The organism is Amycolatopsis sp. La24, from assembly GCF_029087445.1.
Lineage (GTDB): Bacteria > Actinomycetota > Actinomycetes > Mycobacteriales > Pseudonocardiaceae > Amycolatopsis > Amycolatopsis nivea.
Genome location: NZ_JARACH010000027.1, coordinates 87,393 through 101,830, shown reverse-complemented (window position 1 = coordinate 101,830; position 14,438 = coordinate 87,393). Strand labels below are relative to the sequence as shown.

The window sequence follows — 14,438 nt, the reverse complement described above, 5'->3', positions numbered from 1 at the left end:
GCGAGGGACTAATACGTATTAGCACCTTGACAGCGCCTCAGCGGCACCCGAAGAGTCGCTCAGGGTAACCGTCGATGAAAGGGAGCGTCCGCATGACCGAACTTTCCCGCCGCACCGCCCTGCGCGGCGCAGCCGGAGCGAGCTTCGCACTGGCCGCGCTGCCCCTGCTCGGCACCGGAACCGCGAGCGCCGCGCCCGCCGGATTCCCGGAGTACCGGTACGTGCGCACCGCGTTCGACAAAAGCAAACTGCAGTACCCGCCGGCGAGGCGCGAGGTGATCTTCCCGTGCATCCGCGGCGTCTATGACAAGCTCGCCAACCCGCTCGGCCGCTATTACCTCTACTACGCCCCGCACGACGCGCCGGGCGGCATCTGTCTGTCCTATGCGGACAGTCTCGAAGGGCCGTTCGTCGAATACCCGCGCAACCCGATCGTCAAGAACGTCTGGAAGCCGCACTACGACGTGTCGCACGTGTCGTCGCCGTTCGTCCTGTGGCACGGGCAAACCCGCGAGCTGTGGCTGTATTTCCACGGCGAGAACACCACGACTCGCCTCGCGCGGTCAAAGGACGGGATCCACTTCACCTACGACAAAACGGTGCTGTCGACGTCGATGCTGCCCAAGGGCACCACCGAAACCTCCTACGCCAAGGTGTTCGAGCACGACCTGCCTTCGCGCGGCGCGAAGTACGTGATGGTGTTCATGATCAACACCACCGCCAACCACCGCAGCATCGGGTGGGGCTGGTCGGCCGACGCTCGCGATTGGACATTCTCGCAGACGCCGCTGATCCGTCCCGAAGAAGTCGGCGCGAGCAACATCGGCGCGCCGACCGTGGTGCGGCGCAACAATTCCACCTACGTCGTGTACCACGAGAACATCGAGGCCGGCGGGAACATGCTGATCACCGAGGTCGGCAACGACTTCGGCAAACGCGAGCACCTCGGCGTCTTCCACGCTCCGCTCGCGGGCGCGCCGGACAACGGCCGGTGCGCCGCCCCGTCGTTCGGCACGATGAACGGCAAGGAGTACATGTTCTACGAGGCGGGCGAACGGCTCAAGGGCGCGATCGCCATCGCCCGCGCGGTCTAGGCCAAGTACGTCGGCCTCCCGGCCACGATCGTCGCGGACACCGGCATTTCCCGCAGTTCCTTGGTGGACAGTCCACTCGGGTCGGCCGCCGTCAGCACCAGATCGGCCACGTCGCCGACCTGGACGCCGCGGCGGCCGCCCGAGGACGCGGCCAGTGCGTCGGCGAGCGGGATGGCCTGTTCGGGATGCCACGGCGGCCGCTCGTCGTCGGTCCGGCCGACCGCGGCGGCGATCCCGTCCCACGGATCGAGCGGCGCGACCGGCGCGTCCGAGCCGAGTTCCAGCCGGGCGCCGGATTCCAGCAGGGCGCGATAGGCGTACGCGCGGTCGGTGCGGCCGTGCCAATGCCGGTCGGCGACGTCGCGGTCGTCGGGCTGGTGCGCGGGCTGCACACTCGCGACCAGCCCGAGCGCGGCGAACCTCGGCACGTCCTCGGGCCGCAGCAACTGCGCGTGCTCGATCCGGCCCGGGCAGCCGACCTCGGCGAACGCGTCCAGCGCGATGGTGTTGGCGTGGTCGCCGATCGCGTGCACCGCCGGGGTCAGCCCGTGCTCGTGCGCGCGGCGCAGCAACGGCACCAACTCCTCCGGCGGCAGCTCCAGTAGCCCGTTCTCGCCGGATCCCGGGTACGAATCGTGGCAGTAAGCGGTGCGGGTGTTGAGCGAACCGTCGACGAACAGCTTAAACGGGCCGACCGTGAGCAGTCCTTCGCCCGCGTCGAGCACGTCCCCGGTTCGGTGTCCTCTTTGGATGGTCTCGTCCAGCAAATACCGGGCGATCACACAGGAAACCCTCGTCGCTGGCTTTGCCGTGGCCGCCCGTCGGGTCCAATCCGTGACCGTGTCCGCGTATTCGTAGTCGACCACCGACGTCACGCCCCGCTTCGCGGCGGCAGCCAGCGCGTCGGCAACCCAAGCGTCCTGGACCTCGACCGGCGCGGACGGCAGCGCGGCCGTGGCGCTCATGCAGTCGTTCTCCAGCAGGACGCCGGTCGGGTGCTCACGGCCGATCAGCTTCAACGCGGCCGGGCTGAGCCACAACGTATGCAGATCCGCGCTGAACAACGCCACCGCGCGGCCCGGGAGCGCGCGCTGCAGCAGGTCCTTGTGCGGCCGGTCCGGCCAGAGCCCGTCCCGAAACCCGACGCCGACGACGAGTTCCCCCGCCGGAGCGTCGAGCAGCTTCTCCATCAGCAATTCGACCGCACCCACCGCGGATCGCGCACCGTCCAGCGGGATGCGCCTGCGGAATCCGGCCCACTGCACGAGGTGTGCGTGCGCGTCGACGAGCCCGGGCAGAAGCGTGCCGCCGTGCCCGTCGAGCACGCGGGCGGCGAACCCGGTCCCCGCGCCCGGTTCCTCGACTGCCGACACGACACCGTCGCGCACCCGAACGTCGGCCAGCGGCCCCTGCAACCCGACCCGGACGCGGCGGAGGAGAAGATCGTCCATGCGCCCAGCCTGCCAGCAGGCCCCGTTCGGGTGAAGCGGGAATTGCGATGCTGGGGCGGGCGTTGAAACGGGTACACGCAATGCATGGCAGCCGTCGCCCGCCGAAGGGTCAGGGCCGGTCAGGAGCGCCGCCTTCACAAGCCGCGCAGGGTTCGACTCCCTCGGTTGCCGCTTTGTTCCGCTGGACCGCGTGCGTAGGCGCGGGTCGGGCGGAGTTGTCTCGGTTCGCGGATACGGCTGTGGTGCCCTCGCACGGGATGGGTTTTTTACGCGCTTGGGTCCGCTTGATGCCCGCTACCGCGCCACTCGCCGCGACCCGGTTCATCGGCGCGAGCTGGGTTTGTGCGCCGACGCGGTCTCAACGCCACCTACCGCGCCGCTCGCCGCGACCGGCCCGGGTGGCGGGATCGGCTGCCCAGCCCGGCCCCGACGCAGCGGAAGCTTCGGCTAGCCGCACTCCCGAATTCCTCACAGAGCGCGAGCAGCTGACCCCGCTTCGCGCAGGGTTTCCCGTCCGCCCGGCGGCCACCAGCGCTTCAAACTCCGACCGTGAGCACGCCTCGCCGCGGCCCGAAACACTTAGCTCTTGCGCTAACCATCCCCGCCCGCAATACTTAGCCTCATGGCTCAGTATTCGACCACGCTCGACGGGGTCTTCTCCGCCCTCGCCGATCCGACCCGGCGGGCTGTCGTGCGGCGGCTCGGGGTGGGGCCGGCGAGTGTCGGGGAGCTCGCGGGCGACGCGCCGATGACGTTGCCGTCCTTCATGAAGCACGTGCGGATGCTCGAGTCGCACGGGCTGATCCGCACCGAGAAGTCCGGGCGGGTGCGGACGTGCGTCCTCAACCGCGAGCGGTTCGCGCTCGTCGAGGACTGGCTCGCCGAGCAGCGGCGCGTCTGGGCCGGGCGCACCGACCGGCTCGAGCAGTTCGTCACCAGCCAGGAGGACCAGCCGTGAACCCCGACCTCGATCTTTCCCTCGACCGCGTCATCCGCGCGCCCCGCAAACGCGTCTGGGACGCCTGGACCGACCCGGCCAGCCTCGCCCAGTGGTGGATTCCCGCCCCGCTGCGGTGCCGCGTCGAGGAACTGGACGTGCGTGCTGGGGGTGCGTTCGTCACGCGGATGAGCGAGGACGGCGACACCTTCGTCTCGCATCTCGACGCGTGCTTCCTCGTCGTCGAGGACTACGAGCGGATCGTTTTCACGAACGCCCTCGACAGCTCGTGGCGGCCGGCGAACCCGCAGCCGGTCGCGATGACGGCGGAGATCGTCCTCCGGGATCATCCGGACGGGACGGATTACCGCGTCGTCGTCCGGCACGGGGATCCGGCGGCCCGGGAACGGCACGCCGATCTCGGGTTCGCGGACGGCTGGGGCACGGTCACGGCTCAGCTCGCCCGGGTCGCGGAAAGCGAGGCCTGATGCAGATCTCCCTCACAGCGTTCGTCACGCTCGACGGCGTCAGCCAAGGGCCTGGATCGTCCACAGAGGACACCAGCGGCGAGTTCTCCCGCGGCGGCTGGTTCGTCCCGCATCTCGACCAGGCGTTCGTCCAGCGGGCGTCGGAGTGGCTGGATCTGGCAGACGGACTGCTGTTCGGCCGCCGCACCTACACGTCGTTCGCGCGGGATTGGCCCGCGGTCACGGATCCGGACGATCCGTTCGCCGAGCGGATGAACTCCCTGCCGAAGTACGTCGTGTCGAACACGCTCGAAACCGGCGTTTGGGCCCCGACCACCGTATTGCGCGGCGATCCGGCCACCGCGGTGCGCGAGCTCAAGGCGCAGCCGGGCCGGGAGCTGCAGATTCACGGCAGCGCCCGGCTCGGCAACACCCTGCTGTCCGAGGGAGTCGTGGACAAGGTCCGGTTGGTCATGACGCCGACGGTGCTCGGGGCGGGACGGCTGCAGTTCCCGCATCCGGTGTCGGCGACCGGGTTGCGGCTCGTCCGCCACGAAGCCACGCCCAGCGGACTGGTGCTGCTGGAGTACGACGTCACCGGAGCAGCCGCGCTCGACGACTACGACGGAGTCACGAATCTCGCCTCATGAAAGGTGCGCGGCGGAGACCATCGCGCGGTAGACGTCGGTGTTGTCCAGCGTCCCGTCGAGGCGGTCCGAGCCGGGGCCGGTCGCGGTGACCGGGGTCGGCACGCCGCTGTGGTCGCCGCTCGTCCAGTCGACGGTCAGCGAAAGTTTGGTGCCGGGAACGGGAAACGGGCCGTCCTCGTTGCCTTCGGGCGCACCGTCGGTGTTCTCGATGGCCAGTCCGCCGGTCTCGTGGTCGCCGCCGATGATCACCAGGGTGTCCGGATGCGAGCGGGTGAAGCGCAGCACCTCGGCGACAGCCGCGTCGAGCGCCCGGCCCGCGTCGAGGACGCCGTGCGCGTTGTTTTCGTGGGACATCCCGTCGATGCCTTCTTCTTCCAGGAACAGGAAGAAGCCGCGCGGGTTGGCGGAAAGCGTGTCGAGCGCCTTCTTCGCCATCACCGGCAACGCGACCTTCGGCTGGTACGCGCCCTTGCCGTCCGGGCCGTAATCGACCATGTCCTCGTTCGCGAACAGTCCGAGCAGCCGCGGCGCGCGAGTCGCGGCGAGTTCGCTGGCGTTCCGCACGTAGGTGTAGCCGGAGCGCTTCGCCTGCTCGATGAGGTTTCCGTGCGTGCTGCGGCTTTCCTCGCCCGGCTTGTCCGGCCACGCGCCCGGATCGCCCTTCGGCAGCCACCAGTCTTCGCCGCCGCCGAGGAGGACTTCCGGACGGCTTTCGGTGATGTACTGCTTCGCGATGTCACTCTGCAGATCCCGCGACGGCACGTGGGACGCGAACGCGGCCGGCGACGCCCCGGTGACCTGCGCAGTGGTGACCAGGCCGGTCGACTTCCCGGCGCGTTTCGCCTGCTCGAGCACGGTCAGCAGACGACGGCCCTGCGCGTCTTGGCCGACCGCGCCGTTGCGGGTCTTGTGCCCGGTGGCGAGTGCGGTCGCCGCCGCGGCCGAGTCGGTGACGAGTTCTTCCGGGTCGTCGGGGTCGGTGTGCACCATGCCGGTGACTGGGAGCCGGTTCATGACCAGGTCGCCCTTGCGGCCGGTCGTCGCGAGCCGGACGAACTCCCGCTGCGCCGCGCCCATGCCGTCGCCCTGGATGTAGACGATGTTGCGCGCTTTCGGATGCCAGCCAGGGGAATCCGCGACCGGGCCGTCCCCCGCCATCGCGACCGCGGGCACCGCTCCGGCCACCGCGAGCACGGCCGCGGTGAGCACCATCGTCTTGCGCATCCGGATCCTCCTTTAGTTAGGAAGCTTTCCTAACATGTTTCCGGATGCGCCGCGAGAGGGTCACCTGAATGGACGTGTCCGCCGACGGTGAACAGCACCCCGACGGGCCCCGGCGCTCATTACGGTGGGTTCTCATGGAGACCGTCACGACGCGCACCGTCGAATACCCGGCCGACGGCCTCACCATGGTCGGGCGTCTCGCGCTCCCCGCGGGGACCGGCCCTCGGCCCGCGGTCCTGATCGGGCCGGAAGGCACCGGCCTCAACGACTTTCAGCGCGCACGGGCCGACGCGCTGGCCGAACTCGGTTACGTGGCTCTCGCGTTCGACATCCACGGCGGACGCTGGTTCACCGATCCCGACGAGATGCTGGCGCGCTGCCTGCCGCTGCTCGACGACCCGGACCGGATGCGCGACATCGGCCGCGCGGCGCTCGACGTGCTGCTCGCCGAACCGCGGACCGACCCGGACCGGATCGCCGGGATCGGCTACGGCACCGGCGGCGCGATCGTGCTGGAACTCGGCCGCGCGGGCGTCGATCTGCGCGCGATCGGCACGATCAACGGCCTGGTCACCGGCCGTCCGGGCGAGGCAGCGAACATCCGCTGCCCGGTGTGGGCGGGCGTCGGCTCGGAGGACCCGATCATGCCTGCCGCGCAACGGGACGCGTTCGCCGCCGAGATGCAGGCGGCGGGCGTCGACTGGCGGCTCACCGTCTACGGCGGCGCCCAGCACGCGTTCCACCACCCGCCGATCGGCCCGGAGCAGCGACTCCTCCCCGGCGTCGGCTATCACCCGGTGCAGGCCGAGCGAGCCTGGCGCGACGTCGTGACCCTGCTTGCCGACAACCTCGGCTAACGGGCGAGGAACGGCCCCGGGTCAGCCAAAACGCCGTGGATGGTGCGGCCCGCGGCGCCCAGCGTCGCGGCGGAATCGCCGAGTGCGGACGGGCTCAGCACCGGCACCGAACCGCGGAGGCCGGTCAACCGCGTCCGCAGCACGGCCTCCGCAGCGGGCGCCAACCAGGGAAACAACGGCCCGAATACGCCGCCGAGCACCACGCGGTCCACATCCACGAGATTGACCGCCGACGCCAGCGCCAGCCCTAGAGCTTCCCCCGCCGCCGAGACAGCTGACAACGCCGCGTCGTCACCTGCGGCCAAAGCGGCAGCGAGAGCGCCCACTGTGGACACTCCAGCCGCGGCGAGCATTGCTTCCTGCCCGGCGTAGGTCTCCAGACAGCCCACCGCACCGCAGCGACAGGACGGGCCGGACGGGGAAACCAGCACGTGCCCAAGCTCGCCGCCGGTGCCGCGGAACAACCGCGAGTCGACGACCAGTCCCGCGCCGATGCCGATCTCGCCGGACACGTAAAGGAAATCCGCCGCCCCGGCACCGAACCACAGCTCGCCGAGAGCACCGAGATTCGCCTCGTTGTCCACTGAAACCGGGACCGGCAGCTCCAACTCGACCGGAACGTTCCGCCAGCCGAGGTTCGGCGCGCTCAGCACCACGCCGTCCCGCACCGGGCCGGACACCGCGAGCACCGCGCCGGCGACCGTCAAGCCCAGCTCGCGCGCCTCGGCCAACTCCGCGGAAGCCAGTTCCCGCACCGCCTTCAGCACAGTTTCCGCTGGCACGCTGCGGTTGTCCCGCTCGATGCGAACCGACCGGCGGACCGTGCCGGTCAAGTCCAGGACGCGCGCGGCGAGATAGTCCACATTGGCCTCGAGCCCCAGCGAAGCCATCCGCGCGCCGCTCAGCGAAACCTCGACCCCGGGCCGGCCGCGCTCCCCCGCGCGCACGGCGGCGGTCTCGGACAGGAAGCCCGCGTCCAGCAGCGAGCCGACCAAAGTGGACACCGTCGACTTGGTCAGCCCGGTCAGCTCCGCCAGCGCGGCGCGGGTCAGCGGGCCGCCGCGGCTGATCTCGCCGAGCACCAGTTCGAGGTTCCGCGCCCGCATCGCGTCGTGCCGGACCGGTTCCATGCAGACCTCCGCTCTTGACGGCCGGGACGACCGTAGCGCAGTATTTAGTCTACAACGTGAACTAAATGAAGGGACGGGCATGGCCGACTACGCCCCCGCACCGGAGGACAAATTTTCGTTCGGACTGTGGACCGTCGGCTGGCCCGCGGCCGACCCGTTCGGCGTCGCCACGCGCCCGCCGCTCGACCCGGTCGAGAGCGTGCACCGGCTGGCCGAACTGGGCGCGTACGGCGTCACCTTTCACGACGACGACCTCCTCGCCACCGAACCGGACCGCGACACCGCGATCGCCAAGTTCAAGCGCGCGCTCGAGGAAACCGGCCTGCGCGTGCCGATGGCGACGACGAACCTGTTCAGCCATCCGGTCTTCAAGGACGGCGGCCTGACCAGCAACGACCGCGACATCCGGCGGTACGCGCTGACCAAGGTCCGGCGCAATCTCGACCTCGCCGCCGAACTCGGCGCGCAGACCTACGTGCTGTGGGGCGGCCGCGAAGGCGCGGAATCCGATGCGGCGAAAGACGTCCACGCCGCGCTCGCCCGGTACAAGGAGGGGCTCGACGTCCTCGCCGACTACGCCGTTTCGCAGGGCTACGACCTGCGGTTCGCGCTGGAGCCGAAGCCGAACGAGCCGCGCGGCGACATCCTCCTGCCGACGATCGGCCACGCGCTCGGGTTCATCTCGCAGCTGGAGCGGCCCGAGCTGTTCGGGCTGAACCCGGAGGTCGGCCACGAGCAGATGGCCGGGCTGAACTTCGTGCACGGCATCGCGCAGGCGCTGTGGCAGGGCAAGCTGTTCCACCTCGACCTCAACGGCCAGCACGGCCCGAAGTACGACCAGGACCTGATCTTCGGGCACGGCGATCTCACCAGCGCGTTCTTCCTCGTCGACCTCCTGGAGCACGGCGGCTACGACGGCCCGCGGCACTTCGACTACAAGCCGCTGCGCACCGAGGATCCCGAGGACGTCTGGGTTTCCGCGGCGGCGAACATGCGCACTTACCTGATCCTGCGCGAGAAAGCCCGTGCCTTCCGCGCCGATCCGGAGGTCGCCGAAGCGCTCGCCGCGTCGCGGGTGCCGGAGCTGGCGACGCCGACGCTGTCCGAGGGCGAAACCCTGGACGATCTGGCCGCCGACGAGTTCGACGTCGAAGCGGCCGGCCGCCGCGGCTACCACTTCACCCGGCTCAACCAGCTGGCACTGGAGCACCTGCTGGGCGTCCGGTAAATCAGGCGACGCGGGCGGCGGCGGTGTTTTACCGTTGCGGGCAACACGTTGACGGAGACGAGTAGCGCAGGGCGCCGCGAGGGACAGAGAGCTGCCGCCGGTGAGAAGGCAGCGTCGCGGCCCTGCGCGAAGACACTCCTGAGTGCGGGGAGGAAATGCCCCGCCGGCCCGGCCGCCGTCACCCGGCCAGAACGAGGCCGCCCACTCGGCGGCGAAGGTGCGGTGGCACCGCGAGTGTCCCTTCTCGCCCGCACCCCCAAGGGGTCGCCGAGTGCGCTCAGGAGAAGGAATGAGTACCCGCACCCCGGTGGCCTGCCTGCGTGATCGCGTGGGCTCCACCGTGACGATCGCCGGCTGGGTGCACCGCCGGCGCGTGCTGAAATCCGTGGCGTTCCTGGTCGTCCGCGACCGGTCCGGCACTGCGCAGGCAGTGTTCGCCGAGCCGCCGGAGGTCGCCGAGGAGACCGTCGTGCGGCTCACCGGGCAGGTGGTCGCCAATCCGCAGGCACCGCAAGGAATTGAACTGCGGGAACCGGTTTTAGAACTGCTGTCCGCGCCGGAAAAGCGGCCGCCGTTCGATCTTTATCGGCCCGAAGTGGCCGCCGGGTTGCCGGTGGTGCTGGACAATGCCGCGGTCGCGTTGCGGCATCCGGTGCTGCGGCGGCGATTCGAGGTGGCCGCAGCCAGTGTCGCGGCGTTTCGGCGAGTGTTGGACAGGCAGGGATTCACTGAGATTCATACGCCGAAGATCGTCGCCACCGCGACGGAATCCGGGGCGAATGTGTTCCAGCTCGACTACTTCGGCCGTCCCGCTTACCTCGCGCAGTCGCCGCAGTTCTTCAAACAGGCCATGGTCGGCGTGTTCGAGCGGGTGTACGAGGTGGGACCGGTTTTCCGGGCCGAACCGCATGACACCGCACGGCATCTGGCCCAGTACACGAGTCTCGACGCGGAACTCGGCTTCATCGCCGACCACCGCGACGTCATGGCCGTGCTGCGCGACGTCGTAGCGGAGATGGCCGCCGCGGCGGGACCGGACGCGCCGGTGGTGCCGGAAGAGATCCCGTCGATCGATTTCGCCGCGGCGCAAGAACTTCTGGCCCGGAACACCGGCGAGGACCCGCGCGGCGAACCGGACCTCGCGCCCGCACACGAACGCTGGCTGTGCGCGTGGGCCGAGCGGGAACACGGGTCGGAATTCCTGTTCGTGACCGGATACCCGATGGCGAAACGGCCGTTCTACACCCATCCGGACCCGGCGGACCAGGCCCGGTCGCACAGTTTCGACCTGCTTTTCCGCGGCCTGGAACTGGTGACCGGCGGCCAGCGGCTGCACCGGCACGCGGACTACCTCGCCGTGCTCGGCGAGGCGGCCGGGCAGTACTCGGACTATCTCGACGCGTTCGCGTACGGCATGCCGCCGCACGGCGGGTTCGCGATCGGGCTGGAGCGCTGGGTCGCGCGCGTGCTGGGCGTGGCGAACGTGCGCGGGGCGACGCTCTTCCCCCGGGACCTGCACCGCCTGCGGCCCTGATCGCCCCTCGAAGGTGCCGCTGGCCTGGTACGCGGGGTTTTCGGTCCGTGAAGGGCTCCTTGAGGGAATCTGGCTCCCTCAAGGAGCCTTCACGGAACGTCACTGAGCAGCGAAGGTGAGCGACCCCAGCGCGGTGACCAAGGGCGCCAGCTCCGGCAGCTCCTCCGCCTCGGCGAGCGCGGCCGAAAGCGCCGTGTCGTGCGTCGGGCGGGCGGCGGCCAGCAGCTTCTGCCCGGAGGGCGTGACCTCGGTGTAGATGCCGCGCCGGTCGTCCTGGCACAGGTAGCGCGACAGCAGGCCGCGCTCCTCCAGCCGGGTGACCAGCCGGGTCGTCGCCGACTGGCTCAGCACCACCGCGTTGGCCAGCTGGCTCATCCGCAGGTGGAAGCCGTCCTGGCGGCCGAGCACGTCGAGCACCGTGTACTCGCTCACCGACAGCTCGTGCTCGCTTTCCAGCGCGCGGTTCAGCCGGTCTTCGATCCGCGCGTGCAGCGCCGCCAGCGTCCGCCAGCCTTGCGCGCGCGCCTCGACGGCGTCGTCCGACACCGACATGGTGCACCTCCTCCAGACGGCCCCGGTTGCGGGCGGCCGCGGGCCCCGAGCAGCATCGGCGCAGGTCAATGTGACTGCAAGTATTGCGCGCGCCGGTAGTACTCAGCCGCCACTGTACTCGCGAAACGCCGGGAGGTCCGCCCGGCGGCGTGACCTCGTGCGTCCTCCCCCGGACCGCGGCTCAGCTTTTGTCCTCGCCCGGCGGCGAGTAAGTTGTCCCCGCTACCCGGGGGAAAGGCGAGCGGCACATGACCGGCACCGGCGATGCGGACGCGGGCACGACCGCGAGACGGTTCGCGCTGGGCCGGTACGGGCCCGCTCCGCTGGTCCTGGCCGGCCGGTACGAGGTGGGCGAGCGGATCGGCGAAGGCGCGACCGCCAGCGTGCACCGCGGCGAGGACCGCGAAACCGGAGGCGAGGTCGCGGTCAAGCTGTTCCACGCCGGAGCGGTCGAACTGGGCCGCAACCGCCGGGACCAGGAGATCGCGGCGCTGCGCGCGGTGCGGCATCCGGGGTTGGTCGGGTTCGTCGACGCCGGAATCGACGAGGGGTACGCGTACCTCGTCATGGACTGCGTGCACGGGCCCAACCTGTCCGAATGGCTGTGCTCCGGGCCGCTGCCCGCCGACCGGGTGGTCGAACTGGGCGCGCAGCTGGCCGAGGCGCTCGCTCACGTCCACGCGCACGAGGTGACCCACCGCGACCTCAAACCCGCCAACATCCTCATGTCCGACGACGGCCCGCGGATCGCCGACTTCGGCGTCGCGCGCATCGTGGACGCGACCCGCGTGACCGACACCGGCGCGGTCGTCGGGACGGCGGCTTACCTCTCGCCGGAGCAGGTGCTCGGCGAGCACCCCGGCCCGGCTTCGGACGTGTACGCGCTCGGGCTCGTCCTCCTGGAATGCCTCACCGGCGTCCGCGAATACCCGGGTACGGCAGCGGAAACCGCGGTAGTGCGGCTGCATCGATCGCCGCGGGTGCCGCCGGGCACGCCGGAACCGCTTGCGAGGACTCTGCGCGCGATGACCATGCGCGATCCGGAAGAAAGACCCTCCGCGACCGCCGTGGCGCGTGCGTTGCGCGGCACGGAAACGTTGCGGCTTCCGATCAAAACGCGGTTGGCCGTCTTCTGCCGCCGCCACCGGGTCTCGCGGCGGCGCGCGGTGCTCGCGGCGGGCCTGCCGGTCGTGCTGGTCGCGGCCGGAACGCTGCTGTTCGCGTCTCCGCTTCGCCCCGGCACCGGGTCCGCGCCGGGCCTCGACCCGGCACCGGTTCCGGTTTCTCCGCCGTCGTCCGCTCCGTCCGATTCCCCGGACCAGGCGCCGCGGCATTCGCCGTCCGCGCCGCCGGTCCGTTCGACGAACGCGGCGACGCCGCCCGTGCAGACCACGGCGGTTCCGCCCGGCACGACGGCCCAGACCGCGCCGGCATCGGAAAGCCAGGTCAGCCCGACGAGCCAGCCGGGCCGGACACCGCCGAAAACCCCGCCAGGACAGACGAAACCGCCCCGCAACACGGCCACCGGTCCGCCGAGCGGCAAGCCTCCACATTAGACAGACCGGACCACCCGGTCGGCTGACGCGGCGCAATTCGGTGGCGAAGTCCGTCCCGGCGCGCGATCCTGGTGGCGAGCCGGGGAGGTGGAACCGATGACCGCACACTCGCGCCGGTTCGGACGGCAGTGCCGCGAACACTTCGAGCGCCCGGAACCCGCCCGCACGGCCGAGCCGAAACCGGACGCCGAGGCGGTTCCGGAACCGGAGCGAGCGCCGGAGCCGGAGACCCGGCCCGGGAAGTAGCTTTCCGGTGCCGGGCAAGGAAAACGGTGCTTACTCTGCCCGCGGCGCGGCCTCGATCGCCAGCACCGCGATGTCGTCGTGGCCGGAATTCCCGAGCCAGGCCCGCACCGCCTCGCGCAACCGGCGCACGACCTCGCGCGCCGGTTGCCCGACGCAGTCCTCCAGCACCGTGTAAAGCCGTTCGTCGCCGAACAGTTCGGTGGATTCCGTGCGGTTGCGGGCTTCGGTGACGCCGTCGGTGTAGAGCAGGCAGACGTCGCCCTCGTCCAGATGCGTCGTCGCCTCGGCGAAGCGGGCCTGCGGCGACACGCCGACGAGCGTGCCGGGCACGCTGATCTCCTCGACCCCGCCCCCGCGCCGCAGCACGAGCGGGGCGGGATGGCCGCCGGAGGCGAGAGTGACGTCGAGCCCGGACTCGGCGGCCGCGACCGAACCGAGCACGAGCGTCGCGAACCGGTTGCTGCCGCCGGAGATCAGGAGTTCGTTGAGCAGCCGCAGCATCGTCCGGCCGTCGCGTTCGACGAGATGCAGCGCGGCCAGCGAATGCCGCACGCGTCCGGTCAGCGCGGCCGCCTCGGCGCCCTTGCCGCAGATGTCGCCGACCACCACGAACGCGCTGCCGTCGTCGCGGGAAAGGACGTCGTAGAAATCGCCGCCGACGCCCAGCACCCCGCCCGCGGGTTCGTACCACAGCTCGAAATTCGCGCCCTCGACCTGCGCGGGCGGCGTCGGCAGCAACGTCGATTCGAGCCCGCGCGTGGCTTCCTCCTGGCGGGCATAGCGCTGCGCGTTGGCCAGCGCCGTGCCGGCCGCGTCCGCGAACGCCTCGACGGCTTCGCCTTGCGAGAGACCGAACGCGGGCTCGCCGCGCCTGCCGAGCAGCACCGCGCCCGCCATGCCGGAGCCGAACGAAACCACTGACACCTCAAGGTGCCCCTCGAACGGCTCGGCGACCGCCGCGGGCAGCGCCGCGACCTCGGTCGCGGGCACCGCGCGGACCTCGGGCCGGGCGACGTCGGTGACCGCGTCGGACACCACGGGCGCGAGCTGGGCCGGCACCCGCCGGATCCGGCCGTGGCCCGCCGCGCCGTGCTCGGTGCAGCTCCACCATTCCCAGCGGCCGCGGGTCGTCGGCAGCAGCACGAAGGCGCAATCGCCCAAGGCGGACGCCGCCAGCTCGGCGATCACCCGGGCCGTGCCGTGCCGTCCGCGCGCGAGCGCCAGTTTCGGACCGGCCTCGGCGAGGAACTCTTCGGGACGGCGGCGGCCGTCGTCGACCACGGTCCAGGCGCGCCAGCCGCCGGGCAGCGCGCGGACCTTGGCCGGGCGGTGGCCGACCTTGCCGGTGGTCTCGGTCACGCCGACGAGCTCGGCCGGGCCGAGCCGCTGCGCGGCCGCGTTGGCCCAGCGCAGGGCGCCTTCCGGGTCCTGGAGGAACACCGGCTCCCGGACGTCGTCGAGCACCGAGCGCCAGAAACCGGCGTGCCCGGGCAGCTCGGCGCCGGGTGGCAG

Annotated in this window: 14 protein-coding genes; 9 read left to right on the top strand and 5 right to left on the bottom strand. The window is 71.0% G+C overall.

What is annotated here, in order from left to right:
- Positions 1 to 92: 92 nt before the first annotated feature.
- Positions 93 to 1,094, top strand: a complete 1,002-nt coding sequence (locus PUT80_RS24815) for a hypothetical protein (protein WP_275293661.1) — start codon at positions 93 to 95, stop codon at positions 1,092 to 1,094.
- Here PUT80_RS24815 and PUT80_RS24810 read toward each other — a convergent pair.
- Positions 1,091 to 2,545, bottom strand: coding sequence for an amidohydrolase (locus PUT80_RS24810; protein ID WP_275293660.1), 1,455 nt, complete (start codon positions 2,543 to 2,545; stop codon positions 1,091 to 1,093). The two genes, PUT80_RS24815 and PUT80_RS24810, sit on opposite strands and share 4 nt — an antisense overlap.
- Positions 2,546 to 3,167: 622 nt before the next feature.
- On the opposite strand from PUT80_RS24810, the gene PUT80_RS24805 reads away from it, so the two are divergent.
- Genes PUT80_RS24805 through PUT80_RS24795 form a run of 3 tightly spaced genes read left to right on the top strand, consistent with a single transcriptional unit; the run spans position 3,168 to position 4,599 of the window.
- Positions 3,168 to 3,503 (top strand): metalloregulator ArsR/SmtB family transcription factor, encoded by a 336-nt coding sequence (locus PUT80_RS24805; RefSeq protein WP_134663085.1) that lies wholly within the window; start codon positions 3,168 to 3,170, stop codon positions 3,501 to 3,503.
- Positions 3,500 to 3,970 carry an SRPBCC domain-containing protein gene (locus PUT80_RS24800; protein WP_275293659.1) on the top strand — a complete coding sequence of 157 codons (471 nt, stop codon included), beginning with the start codon at positions 3,500 to 3,502 and terminating at the stop codon, positions 3,968 to 3,970. Before PUT80_RS24805 ends, PUT80_RS24800 begins: the two co-directional genes overlap by 4 nt.
- On the top strand, positions 3,970 to 4,599 hold the full coding sequence (locus PUT80_RS24795; protein ID WP_134729652.1) for a dihydrofolate reductase family protein: 630 nt from the start codon (positions 3,970 to 3,972) through the stop codon (positions 4,597 to 4,599). The genes PUT80_RS24800 and PUT80_RS24795 overlap by 1 nt, the downstream gene beginning before the upstream one ends.
- Here PUT80_RS24795 and PUT80_RS24790 read toward each other — a convergent pair.
- A complete protein-coding gene (locus PUT80_RS24790) occupies positions 4,594 to 5,823 on the bottom strand; it encodes an alkaline phosphatase (RefSeq protein ID WP_275293658.1) in 1,230 nt (409 codons plus the stop codon). The genes PUT80_RS24795 and PUT80_RS24790 overlap by 6 nt on opposite strands.
- 134 nt (positions 5,824 to 5,957) lie before the next feature.
- Between PUT80_RS24790 and PUT80_RS24785 the strand changes: the two genes are divergently transcribed.
- A complete protein-coding gene (locus tag PUT80_RS24785) occupies positions 5,958 to 6,680 on the top strand; it encodes a dienelactone hydrolase family protein (RefSeq protein WP_037813918.1) in 723 nt (240 codons plus the stop codon).
- Here PUT80_RS24785 and PUT80_RS24780 read toward each other — a convergent pair.
- Positions 6,677 to 7,810 (bottom strand): ROK family transcriptional regulator, encoded by a 1,134-nt coding sequence (locus tag PUT80_RS24780; RefSeq protein ID WP_275293657.1) that lies wholly within the window; start codon positions 7,808 to 7,810, stop codon positions 6,677 to 6,679. The genes PUT80_RS24785 and PUT80_RS24780 overlap by 4 nt on opposite strands.
- 79 nt (positions 7,811 to 7,889) lie before the next feature.
- Between PUT80_RS24780 and xylA the strand changes: the two genes are divergently transcribed.
- Both xylA and aspS read left to right on the top strand, forming a co-directional pair.
- Positions 7,890 to 9,038 carry a xylose isomerase gene (gene xylA / locus PUT80_RS24775; RefSeq protein ID WP_275293656.1) on the top strand — a complete coding sequence of 383 codons (1,149 nt, stop codon included), beginning with the start codon at positions 7,890 to 7,892 and terminating at the stop codon, positions 9,036 to 9,038.
- A gap of 289 nt (positions 9,039 to 9,327) precedes the next feature.
- Complete coding sequence (aspS, locus tag PUT80_RS24770) at positions 9,328 to 10,572, top strand: aspartate--tRNA(Asn) ligase (RefSeq protein WP_275293655.1); 1,245 nt, start codon at positions 9,328 to 9,330, stop codon at positions 10,570 to 10,572.
- Between the two features lie 99 nt (positions 10,573 to 10,671).
- On the opposite strand, the gene PUT80_RS24765 is transcribed toward aspS, so the two are convergent.
- A complete protein-coding gene (locus PUT80_RS24765; protein WP_037813922.1) occupies positions 10,672 to 11,124 on the bottom strand; it encodes a MarR family transcriptional regulator in 453 nt (150 codons plus the stop codon).
- A 248-nt stretch (positions 11,125 to 11,372) separates the two neighbouring features.
- Between PUT80_RS24765 and PUT80_RS24760 the strand changes: the two genes are divergently transcribed.
- On the top strand, positions 11,373 to 12,680 hold the full coding sequence (locus tag PUT80_RS24760) for a serine/threonine-protein kinase (RefSeq protein ID WP_051729001.1): 1,308 nt from the start codon (positions 11,373 to 11,375) through the stop codon (positions 12,678 to 12,680).
- Positions 12,681 to 12,776: 96 nt separating this feature from the next.
- A complete protein-coding gene (locus tag PUT80_RS24755) occupies positions 12,777 to 12,926 on the top strand; it encodes a hypothetical protein (protein ID WP_158714492.1) in 150 nt (49 codons plus the stop codon).
- 30 nt (positions 12,927 to 12,956) lie between these two features.
- Here the strand turns inward: PUT80_RS24755 and PUT80_RS24750 are convergent, their stop codons facing one another.
- Positions 12,957 to 14,390: a PP2C family protein-serine/threonine phosphatase gene (locus PUT80_RS24750; RefSeq protein ID WP_240691326.1), complete on the bottom strand. Its 1,434-nt coding sequence runs from the start codon at positions 14,388 to 14,390 to the stop codon at positions 12,957 to 12,959.
- Positions 14,391 to 14,438 lie beyond the last annotated feature (48 nt).

Excerpts from the sequence above, each read along its gene's own strand:
- PUT80_RS24790 (WP_275293658.1), bottom strand. The coding sequence starts at position 5,823 with ATGCGCAAGACGATGGTGCTCACCGCGGCCGTGCTCGCGGTGGCCGGA.
- PUT80_RS24810 (WP_275293660.1), bottom strand. The coding sequence starts at position 2,545 with ATGGACGATCTTCTCCTCCGCCGCGTCCGGGTCGGGTTGCAGGGGCCG.
- PUT80_RS24780 (WP_275293657.1), bottom strand. The coding sequence starts at position 7,810 with ATGGAACCGGTCCGGCACGACGCGATGCGGGCGCGGAACCTCGAACTG.
- PUT80_RS24755 (WP_158714492.1), top strand. The coding sequence starts at position 12,777 with ATGACCGCACACTCGCGCCGGTTCGGACGGCAGTGCCGCGAACACTTC.
- PUT80_RS24760 (WP_051729001.1), top strand. The coding sequence starts at position 11,373 with ATGACCGGCACCGGCGATGCGGACGCGGGCACGACCGCGAGACGGTTC.
- PUT80_RS24795 (WP_134729652.1), top strand. The coding sequence starts at position 3,970 with ATGCAGATCTCCCTCACAGCGTTCGTCACGCTCGACGGCGTCAGCCAA.
- PUT80_RS24785 (WP_037813918.1), top strand. The coding sequence starts at position 5,958 with ATGGAGACCGTCACGACGCGCACCGTCGAATACCCGGCCGACGGCCTC.
- PUT80_RS24815 (WP_275293661.1), top strand. The coding sequence starts at position 93 with ATGACCGAACTTTCCCGCCGCACCGCCCTGCGCGGCGCAGCCGGAGCG.
- xylA (WP_275293656.1), top strand. The coding sequence starts at position 7,890 with ATGGCCGACTACGCCCCCGCACCGGAGGACAAATTTTCGTTCGGACTG.
- aspS (WP_275293655.1), top strand. The coding sequence starts at position 9,328 with ATGAGTACCCGCACCCCGGTGGCCTGCCTGCGTGATCGCGTGGGCTCC.
- PUT80_RS24765 (WP_037813922.1), bottom strand. The coding sequence starts at position 11,124 with ATGTCGGTGTCGGACGACGCCGTCGAGGCGCGCGCGCAAGGCTGGCGG.
- PUT80_RS24805 (WP_134663085.1), top strand. The coding sequence starts at position 3,168 with ATGGCTCAGTATTCGACCACGCTCGACGGGGTCTTCTCCGCCCTCGCC.